Raw genomic sequence first — 9,551 nt, 5'->3', positions numbered from 1 at the left:
GTTTCACTTTATCACACCACGTCCCTTTTAATGCTACTTATTCTCATTAAGCATCTTAATTTTTGAATTGGCTTTAGTTATTATGTACTACTTTAAGGGCTTTTTTGATCTGTGACAGTTTGGGGTGCGGAATGTGGGTTCAAACACCCTCTAAAAGGACAACGCCTTATTATTAGTTGTGATTGCTAATTGCTAAATTTAGAAAGAGATGTTTGTTTAATAGTATACTTTGGCCATAAGTCAACCTGATGTATTATTCATAACGCTACCATCTTTACTAAAAATTTTGGCAATTCTTTCTTTAGTTAGATCCAAGTTTTAAATTAACATGATACCAACCGTTACAAATAATCATTTAAATGATAGTTCAATTACATCTAAAAACTTCAAACGACATACTGATCCTCCTTGGTTATGGACTTTTGTTTGTATTGGTTCTGTGTCTCTTCATTTATTAGTATTTTGGTTAATGCGTTCATCAAATGAGTTTCAAGCGTGGTTTCCCCAGTCTAACCAAAGTTCGATTCCCATTGACTTAATCGAAATTGCTTCTGAACCAAAATCTCAAATCAAAACCCAATCAACAACTCCAAAGATTAAACCACAATCTTCTTTTTCAACTTCACAAAAATCAGCATCTGTTAAACTCAGTAATCAAGATGATGCTGATTCTAGTGTTAATTTACCAGAACAAGATAAATCTGAACAACCTGAAGCTAGAAAACCTGAAGTTAGAAAACTCGAAGTTGAAAAACCTGAAGTTAGAAAACTCGAAGTTGAAAAACCTGAAGTTAGAAAACCTGAAGTTGAAAAAACTGAAGTTGAAAAAACTGAAGTTGAAAAAACTGAAGTTGAAAAACTACCAGTTAGACAACAATCATATCCAACAAACCCAACACCAGAACCAACATCAATAATTCCCGAAAGTGAACGTCCTTGGAATAATCGTCAAGAAGTTAAACTAGGAGAGGGAACTCTCCTTCCCAAAGATATTCCTGCTGATTCCCCAACTCCCACAACAGAACCTTCCCTAACGGCTAATAGAGGGGGGGCTATAGCTACCGTCAGTCCTATACTGAAGGAAGAAGTTAGTGAATTAATACAACAAAAACAACTGATAGCCGATGCTTTACCAGATGTTCTGGCTGAATATAAAGGAAGTACAGAAAAGGAATTAGAGGCTAGTATACTTCCCAGCGACGAGGATTTGAAACCAGCAAATATACTGGCCAGTTTAATAATTGATAAAAATGGACAATTTCAACAAGCGATAGTGATAACGATTGAACCAGCCGCACTCCGCAGCCAAGCAAATATTTATGAACAAGCACTTAACCAGATATTTGCACAAGAGAGTTTTCTTGCTGCTTATAATCAAGATGGATCAAAACCCGATTTGAGCAATTTATATATTCGTCTTAAAATTAAACCCATAAATTCTCCATAGCTACTTGCAATTTGATAAGAGCTATGTTATCTTAGTTAAGTCAGAAGCACGCGGGTGTAGTTTAGTGGTAAAACTCCAGCCTTCCAAGCTGATCATGCGGGTTCGATTCCCGCCACCCGCTTTTGAATGAAAGTTTTTAAAAGTTATACTCAATACTGCTTAAGCGTTCCTACATTTTATGTTTAGTGATCGCCGATATAGATTAGCTTTGCGTCTTTGCTCCTTAGCGTCTCTGCGCGAAACAAGGGTAGGCATAAAACCCACCCCAGTTGTAATTATAAATTAATTACCAATTATCGGCGCAGTCAAAGAAACATTTTCCACCGCTTTATTTGCTAATAACGTGGGGACAGAATCACGCAATCTTGCTGTTAATTGTACAGTTGTCGCGTCATACATTTGCGTTAGCAATTTGGGATAAAAACCAATACCAATAATAGGTATCAACAAACAAGCAATAATAAAGACTTCGCGTGGTTCAGCATCTATTAAATTTTGATGAGAAACCAACTCTTCATTCTCTTGTCCGTAGAAAATCTCGCGCAACATTGATAGTAGATAAATTGGCGTTAAAATCACACCAACAGCCATCAAGAAAATGACAATAACTTTGAATGTTGGGTTATAAGCATCGCTAGTTGCAAAGCCGACAAATACCATTAATTCGGCGACAAAACCGCTCATTCCTGGTAATGCTAAAGAAGCCATGGAACAAGTTGTGAACATAGCGAAAATCTTCTGCATCTTCTTCCCAACACCACCCATTTCATCTAACATGAGAGTGTGTGTGCGATCATAAGTTGCACCGACTAAAAAGAACAAACTTGCCCCAATTAATCCGTGAGAAACCATTTGTAAAACTGCCCCACTTAAACCCAAATCAGTAAAAGAGGCAATCCCAATGAGAACAAAGCCCATGTGGGAAATTGAAGAGTAGGCAATTTTCCGTTTTAAGTTCCTCTGGGCAAAGGACGTTAGGGCAGCGTAGATGATATTTACTACCCCCAAAACTACTAATGCGGGTGCAAAATAAGCGTGGGCATCGGGTAGCATTTGGGCATTCATGCGAATTAAGGCATAACCACCCATTTTTAACAAAATACCTGCTAGTAACATATGCACCGGCGCTGTAGCTTCACCGTGGGCATCTGGTAGCCAGGTATGGAGGGGAATAATCGGCAACTTGACAGCGTAGGCAATCAGGAAGCCAGCGTAGAGTAAAAGTTGTAAATTCAGGGCGTAGTCTTTCAATGCGAGCGATCGCATATCAAAAGTCACAGTATCGCCATAAAATCCCATTGTCAAGGAAGACAGTAAAATAAACAGCGAACCACCAGCAGTGTATAAAATAAATTTAGTTGCTGCATATTGACGCTTTTTACCGCCCCAAATTGATAGCAGGAAGTATATTGGCACAAGTTCCAGTTCCCACACCAGGAAAAATAACAGCATATCCTGGACAGCGAAAACCGCAATTTGACCACCATACATGGCTAAAATGAGGAAATAAAATAATTTCGGTTTCAGCGTTACTGGCCAAGCTGCTAAAATCGCTAAAGTGGTAATAAACCCGGTCAAGAGAACTAAAGGCATGGACAAGCCATCAACGCCTAATGACCAATTTAAACCCAACTGTGGAACCCAGGGATAACTTTCCACCAGTTGCAAATCGGGATTAGCAAAATCATAGCTAGTATAAAAAGCGCAGACAATTAAGCCAAAATCTATCAGCCCCACAGTGAGAGAGTACCAGCGCACCGTTTTTCCGTCTTTATCTGGGATGATAGGAAGCAGCAGTGACGCGGCTATGGGAAATAAAATAATCGTCGTCAGCCACGGGAAATTAGCTATATTCAACATAATCAATCTGTAATTAAAATCATGTTTGGCAAAAATTCATTATCTAGTGACTTCTGAATCAAGTTAAATAAACGATTACAGCTATAAGATTAACGTAAATGCTCAAACCAAGTTCAAAATAAGTTAATTTTATTTATTTAAGTCTTTAACATCAGGAATTAGGTATTGGTTTTCCTCCCATCATCCCCAATCTACAGAATTATTTTATGATAGTTCTTCCTTATCAATTTTATGATAACAAATTTAAAACCGAATGTCAACCCCCACATTCTCTATTTTTTGTCTAAAGTACAGATGTGTTCTCCTGATAAGTTACATTTTGTCAAAAAAATTAGCTGCGTTTCCCCTGGTTCTGAACTAACCGCAACAATTCTGCAAACAAGGGTTCTCCAAAATTCATGAGAATTAAAGAAGGTATTTCATCAAATACATCTGTGTAAAAAGTAATCATGTATTCCCGGTTTTTATAGGTAACTAGCCACGTTTTTTCGTCTTTTGGCTGAAAAATCACCCCAGTAGATTTTAAAATTGTTGATGTGGTAAATAAATGTTCAATGGTTTCTGGTGTAAAAGGAGTAGGTGGAATAGGCTTTTGAATTTCCGCTAAATCAGCATCTAAATCCATTGTTACCATTGCTTCAATTCCTGGACGGAGAGGTGCGTTTAATACCGAGTCAAACTCAGACATTAATACATCCTCTTCTTCTGGATCTGCACTCATCGCAGCTTGTTCAATGAAAGTGGGAACTTTAGCTAAAATGGGTTGGAGATTACCAACAACTGTAGCAAAGGCGTTAATGCGATCGCGCAATTTTCTATAAACTTTTGCTTCTACAGTGCCATCATAATAAAAATTATGGATGCGGACAGTAGTATATCTTTGTCCAATTCTATCAATTCTGCCAATTCTTTGTTCCACACGCATGGGATTCCAGGGCATATCATAGTTGATTAATACCCCACAATTTTGCAAGTTTAACCCTTCTGACGCAGATTCAGTACAAAGCAGAATTTTAATTTCATCCTGGCGAAATTTGTGTTTAATTTCTTCCTTGGGAACTACACACCAAGTAGGTTCACTGTTCCCTGTTGAATGTTGAGTGTTAACTTTTAATAATTCCCCACCACGTCCAGAATAACAAGCTACTTGACTACCATATAATTCTTTTAAAGCATCTCGTAAATAGTCCATTGTATCTGTGTATTGAGTAAAAACAATAGCACTTTCTCTTTGGCTTAATTCTTGACGTAAGATCTGAATAAAATGGGAAAGTTTGCTATCTTCTCCTGTATTTTCAAATTGCTGTAGTAAATCTTCTAAATATTGAATTTCCTGGGGGTCTACTTCTTCAAAGAAAGATTCCATTCCCGAAATTACTGCATCATTAGCTTCATCAATATCGGCATAATCATCTTCTGTAATAAAACTGCCTTGTTTAGTTAATAAACAATCTAAACCCCGTTGTAAAGATGCTTTGATAGCGTAGAATGAACTGGTTAAACGTTTCCTGTACAAAGTCATCAAGAAACCGCGACAGGTACGCTGATCTTTTTGTGCTAGTCTGTAAAAATGACGGACATAATTACTAACAGCTTGGTAAAGCGGAACTTCACGGTTAATTTCTAAACTAATGGCATTATCTTGCACAATTCTACTAGGAATATCTTGGGCTAATAATCCACGTTGATAATATTGTCTCAATGTATCGCGGGTATGACGAAACATCAAATCTTTTAAAGGGGTATTAACTGTTAAATATTGTCGAGAAGTATTGATAAAATCTTCATCTGCTAATAATTGTTTATGATTAGAAATTTTCTTACCCCGTTGCCATAAATCTTGCATTTTATAAGCAATAATCTTATCTTGTTTGTTTAAAAATTGCTGTAACCGAGAACAAGGTTTTCCTCCTTGTTGAAAATAGTCATTAGACATGACTTGCCAAAAGTTCAGGATTTCTGGTTTTACACTACTTGGTAATGATTCAAAATAATTACAAAAATTATCTCCATAACTCCAATGTCCTTGTATTCCTAGTAAATTCAATAAATCAAAAACTTCTATAGCATCAATTTGCATGGGAGTAGCAGAAAGTAGAATTAAGGCTTGAGTTTTATCCTTTAATTGCTGCATTAATTCTAATAACCGATTCGGTGTTTCTTTGCGATTTTGAGGACTTTTTCTTCTTGCGTGGTGTGCTTCATCTAATATGACTAAATCCCAAGGTTCTGCTGCTAGTAATTCCTGCATTCTTTCTTTTCTCCGCACTAAATGGGAAGAAGCGAGAATTAAATCTTGGCTATTCCAGGGATTTATTAACTGTTGATTGTTGACTGTGGAATGTTGACGGTATTGTTCAGTTAATAGTGAACTGTGAACTGTGAACAAATTTTGATTGTAACTCCAAAAATGCAGATTGAATTTTTCTCTTAATTCTTCTTGCCATTGTGGTTGGACACTTGCAGGGGAAAGGATGAGTACCCGTTTGGCTTTTTTAGCTAAGAGGAGATAACGTAAAATTAATCCTGTTTCAATAGTTTTACCTAAACCAACTTCGTCAGCAATAAGAAAACTTTTAGGAAAGGTTTCTGCTACCCGACGCAATATTTTAATTTGGTGTGGCCAGGGTTTTATCGGAATTGATTTTAAACAAAAGTCTAAACATCCAGGATGTTGATGAATATTCGCTAGTTGGTTAAATGCTTGTTTTTCTTCTTCGTTGATGACTGTTGGTTTTTGATTGTTAACTGATGACTGTTGACTGTTAACTATCAATTGTGAACCGTCAACTGTTAACGCTGAACTGTCAGTATTTTTTATTGGCCGAGAATCAAATTCAATTTGAGGATTCCATGTAGGTTTAGATGTTGGGGCATAATTTAACAGTTTTTGTTGTACTGCTTCGGGAATTTCAAATACCCGCACATTGGGGGATAAGTCATACCACAGTTGTTCAAATCTGGAAACTTCTTCTTCTACTCTATCTAATTCTCTTCCTCCTTCCCAGGAACAATAAACGTGAAATGATTCGACGTTTTTCTCCCAACCGGCAATAGATTCGTTATTAGAACCATTAAATGCTAATTTATCACCGTTGCTATCTGTAAAGATGCCAACTTTTTCATGAAATATATGTTGTGGATCTAGTTGTTGGATGCTATTTTCTGGAAGTCCATTTTCTTGGAGAGGAATGGCGATTTTGATGTCGAGATATTGATTTTGAATTAACCAACTGAGTATTTCTAAATGTTTGAGTTGGGCAAAGTTTTCGGGTGGTGTTAAGTCGGCATCTAAACGAGTTAATAAAGCATCCCGTAATGCGTATCCTTGTTCTATTGCTTGCAAGTCTTGGGGACTAAATTGGCATCCCATCATTAACCGGATTTTGCCTTGGTTATGTAGCATTGCCCCTAAACCCCGCGCTACTTTACTCAAAATGGCACTGCTAAAAAAGCCTGATTTTCTGTCATATTGGATGGCAGATTCTAAGGCAGGAATATAGAAGTCAGCAATGGTATTGTGGGTGTTGCTGGAGTAGCTTATTTTCCAAGAGGTATCACGTAGGGGTTTCAATTTTTTAACCAATTTCTGCAAATATTTCGGTTAGTTTAGGCTGATTTTAATGATATGTTAGCGAGCAAGATGCTCCCACTACATATTATCATGATAATTTTTATCTTTATTGATTTTATATGTTTTTATTTTTCCAGGTAGTGCGGGCATCTTGCCCGCTTTTGCAACAATCATATAGTTAGCCTACTCTTTAACACCAGGGAGCAAGATGCTCCCACTACTTTCAATAATTATGATGCTTAAAATAAATTCATTATCCACAGGGGTATCATCAGAATCGGGTAATTCTGCCGATGAAGGTAGGCATTCTAAGGAATTGTAGTTATTTATACATAACTTTTAAGCGAAGATAAAATACTGTTACTACAAGCTAACGCTCACATCAAATTTTAGCAAATAAATACTACAATGATTGAAGAAGCAATCTTTTGGTGTAATCGTGATGCAATCAATTTTCTGGAGTATAGAAGAAGTAGCTATTCGAGCTAAACAGTTTTATGAAAACGTTATTCGCCAAAATGTCGAGTATGGTGACAATATCGGTAAGATGATTGTGATTGATGCAGAAACTGGTGAATATGGAATTGATCCAACTGGTGTAGAGACAGCGTTAAAGTTAAAACAGAAAAACCCTAATGCTAGATTGTTTACTATACGGATTGGTTACGATGTTGCTGTAAGTTTTGGTGGTGCAATAATGGAGCATACATCTGAATGATTTATGGAAAAATTAGCGATGGTAGGGCAATAATTCCAGTGGTTTTTCGTTTACCTTCGCAGCCAGATTTTAATTTAAATTTTGTCATTGATACTGGATTTAATGACCATCTTACTTTACCACCACAGGCAGTTAGTGCGATGAATCTTCCCTTATATTCTAGTACCGAAGCCAGATTAGCCGATGGTACTCAAGCTTTATTATCTATACATTTGGCAACAATTGTATGGGACGGTGTAGAAAGATTAGTTCCAGTTTTAGCTGCTGGCTATAAACCTTTAGTAGGAACTTCTCTGATGGCATTGTACCGTTTCCCCAGGGTTAGAAGGGAAAAATTCAGCTAACCTTTTTTCAGCTTCATCACCTACCCACTTCACCCATTTATCAATATCATGCTGTAAATCTGGTCCAAACTTTAAAGGATATTCCATTGCTGCTTTCATCGTCACCACAGCCACAGGATTCAAATCAGAAGCCAGCACATTTAACCCATATCTCGCAGCTTCAAAAGGGATACTTCCACCACCTGCAAAAGCATCTAAAACTGTAGGTGTACGAGTTCCCCAAATTTGCTGACAATAATCATGCACCTTCTTAATTCGCACAGCAGTAGGAGGAGTTTTGTAGAGTTTAACTTCCTTCCCTGGTTCTAACCCCAATAAATATTCAAATTCCTCCATTGTCACATCTGCGGGTAACAAAGAAGCCAACACACTAGCACGACTAAAAGACAAAGGTTTGCGAGAATACCAACGATGTAACCCCTTAAAAGGATTTCCCCCATGTTCATAGTAAACCTGTTCGTTGAGGAGTTGGACAGGCATTCTTTCTTCTATGAATAAGTGGGGACGTTTGGGGGTTGGGTTAGACATGGGGGTGTAGATGTGTGGGTATTGATTGATATATTGTAATAGAAATGGGTGGTTTGTCAATTGATTAACGGTAATTGTAGTGCGAGCATCTTGCTCGCTATTGAATAACATCAATTATTTGAGGTAAGTAGATTATTTTTATTGATAGATATAGGAGATATTCGGGTATTAACCTGTTGTGCATTTAATTTAGATACGCTAGTTTAGATACGCCAGGGAGCAAGATGCTCCCACTACAAAATTATTGTCATTTAAGATTTAAAATCTATCCCATAAAAAAGGGTATTCATCAGGAGTATTTGATAAACCAGCTTTTACAGGATTTTGTCGAATATATTCCCATTTATTCATAAATTCTTGTTCATTTCTCATCATTTCATCATATCTACCATCCTGCCAAACCTTGCCAATATGCAGCATAACATTTGGTATTTGTTTCGCACTATAACTTTTAATACTATGTAAAATACTGCCAATTGTCCAAAAATCAGTTTCATCTTTTAACAAAGGTTCAATTAATAAATGTACATGATCTGGCATAATTACTACAGCATATAATTTATATCTTTGATTATCAAAATATTTACAACATTCCAATACAACTTGTCGCGCTGCTGGAGTTAGTTCTAATCTTTCCCAAGTCACAAAAGTGATAAAATATTTAGCATGAGGTTTTTCTAAATGAGGTAGTTGTTTTTTAAATTCCATTTTATAAATCTCGCTTTTTTATCGCATATAATAACATAATCACGGGTATTTTACCCTCATGTAGTGCGAGCATCCTGCTCGCTTTCTATATACTTTCTATATACTTTCTATATACTTTCTATATACTTTCTATATATACATTAAATACATAATAGGTTAAGATACAGCACATTCCATCTGCACGAGTACACCAATAGCGGGCAAGATGCCCGCACTACAAATAATAATATACCAATAGCGGGCAAGATGCCCACACTACAAATAATAATATACCAATAGCGGGCAAGATGCCCGCACTACAAATAATAATATACCAATAGCGGGCAAGATGCCCGCACTACAAATAATAATATACCAATAGCGGGCAAGATG

At 36.8% G+C, this 9,551-nt stretch carries 7 protein-coding genes, 1 tRNA gene and 1 pseudogene; 4 read left to right on the top strand and 5 right to left on the bottom strand.

Annotated elements, in window-relative coordinates; genetic code table 11:
- The first annotated feature begins 328 nt into the window (after positions 1-328).
- Positions 329-1,447, top strand: a complete 1,119-nt coding sequence (locus PN450_RS00060) for a hypothetical protein (RefSeq protein WP_271834928.1) — start codon at positions 329-331, stop codon at positions 1,445-1,447.
- 50 nt (positions 1,448-1,497) lie between these two features.
- A tRNA-Gly gene (locus PN450_RS00055) sits at positions 1,498-1,568 on the top strand.
- Between the two features lie 161 nt (positions 1,569-1,729).
- Here the strand turns inward: PN450_RS00055 and ndhD1 are convergent.
- The 3 genes and pseudogenes from ndhD1 to PN450_RS00040 all read right to left on the bottom strand — a co-directional run.
- Complete coding sequence (ndhD1, locus tag PN450_RS00050; protein ID WP_174782929.1) at positions 1,730-3,298, bottom strand: photosynthetic/respiratory NAD(P)H-quinone oxidoreductase subunit D1; 1,569 nt, start codon at positions 3,296-3,298, stop codon at positions 1,730-1,732.
- A 340-nt stretch (positions 3,299-3,638) separates the two neighbouring features.
- The gene (locus PN450_RS00045) at positions 3,639-6,881 is read right to left on the bottom strand and encodes a helicase-related protein (RefSeq protein ID WP_271834926.1); all 3,243 of its coding nucleotides are present in this window, start codon (positions 6,879-6,881) and stop codon (positions 3,639-3,641) included.
- Between the two features lie 249 nt (positions 6,882-7,130).
- Positions 7,131-7,211 (bottom strand): annotated as a pseudogene (locus tag PN450_RS00040) (Uma2 family endonuclease); the annotation flags it as partial.
- Between the two features lie 112 nt (positions 7,212-7,323).
- Here PN450_RS00040 and PN450_RS00035 point away from each other — a divergent pair.
- Positions 7,324-7,599, top strand: a complete 276-nt coding sequence (locus PN450_RS00035) for a hypothetical protein (protein ID WP_213799312.1) — start codon at positions 7,324-7,326, stop codon at positions 7,597-7,599.
- On the top strand, positions 7,596-7,943 hold the full coding sequence (locus PN450_RS00030) for a clan AA aspartic protease (RefSeq protein WP_271834924.1): 348 nt from the start codon (positions 7,596-7,598) through the stop codon (positions 7,941-7,943). Before PN450_RS00035 ends, PN450_RS00030 begins: the two co-directional genes overlap by 4 nt.
- Here the strand turns inward: PN450_RS00030 and PN450_RS00025 are convergent.
- Together PN450_RS00025 and PN450_RS00020 are read right to left on the bottom strand one after the other, a co-directional pair.
- Positions 7,878-8,471 carry a DUF1156 domain-containing protein gene (locus PN450_RS00025; RefSeq protein ID WP_271834923.1) on the bottom strand — a complete coding sequence of 198 codons (594 nt, stop codon included), beginning with the start codon at positions 8,469-8,471 and terminating at the stop codon, positions 7,878-7,880. The genes PN450_RS00030 and PN450_RS00025 overlap by 66 nt on opposite strands.
- 258 nt (positions 8,472-8,729) lie before the next feature.
- Positions 8,730-9,179 (bottom strand): REP-associated tyrosine transposase, encoded by a 450-nt coding sequence (locus PN450_RS00020; RefSeq protein WP_271834922.1) that lies wholly within the window; start codon positions 9,177-9,179, stop codon positions 8,730-8,732.
- Between the last annotated feature and the right edge of the window lie 372 nt (positions 9,180-9,551).

Origin of the sequence: Dolichospermum lemmermannii CS-548 (genome assembly GCF_028330815.1) — a bacterium.
Lineage (GTDB): Bacteria > Cyanobacteriota > Cyanobacteriia > Cyanobacteriales > Nostocaceae > Dolichospermum > Dolichospermum lemmermannii.
Note: the sequence above shows the minus strand (reverse complement) of the source record. Positions and strands in the feature narration are given on the sequence as shown.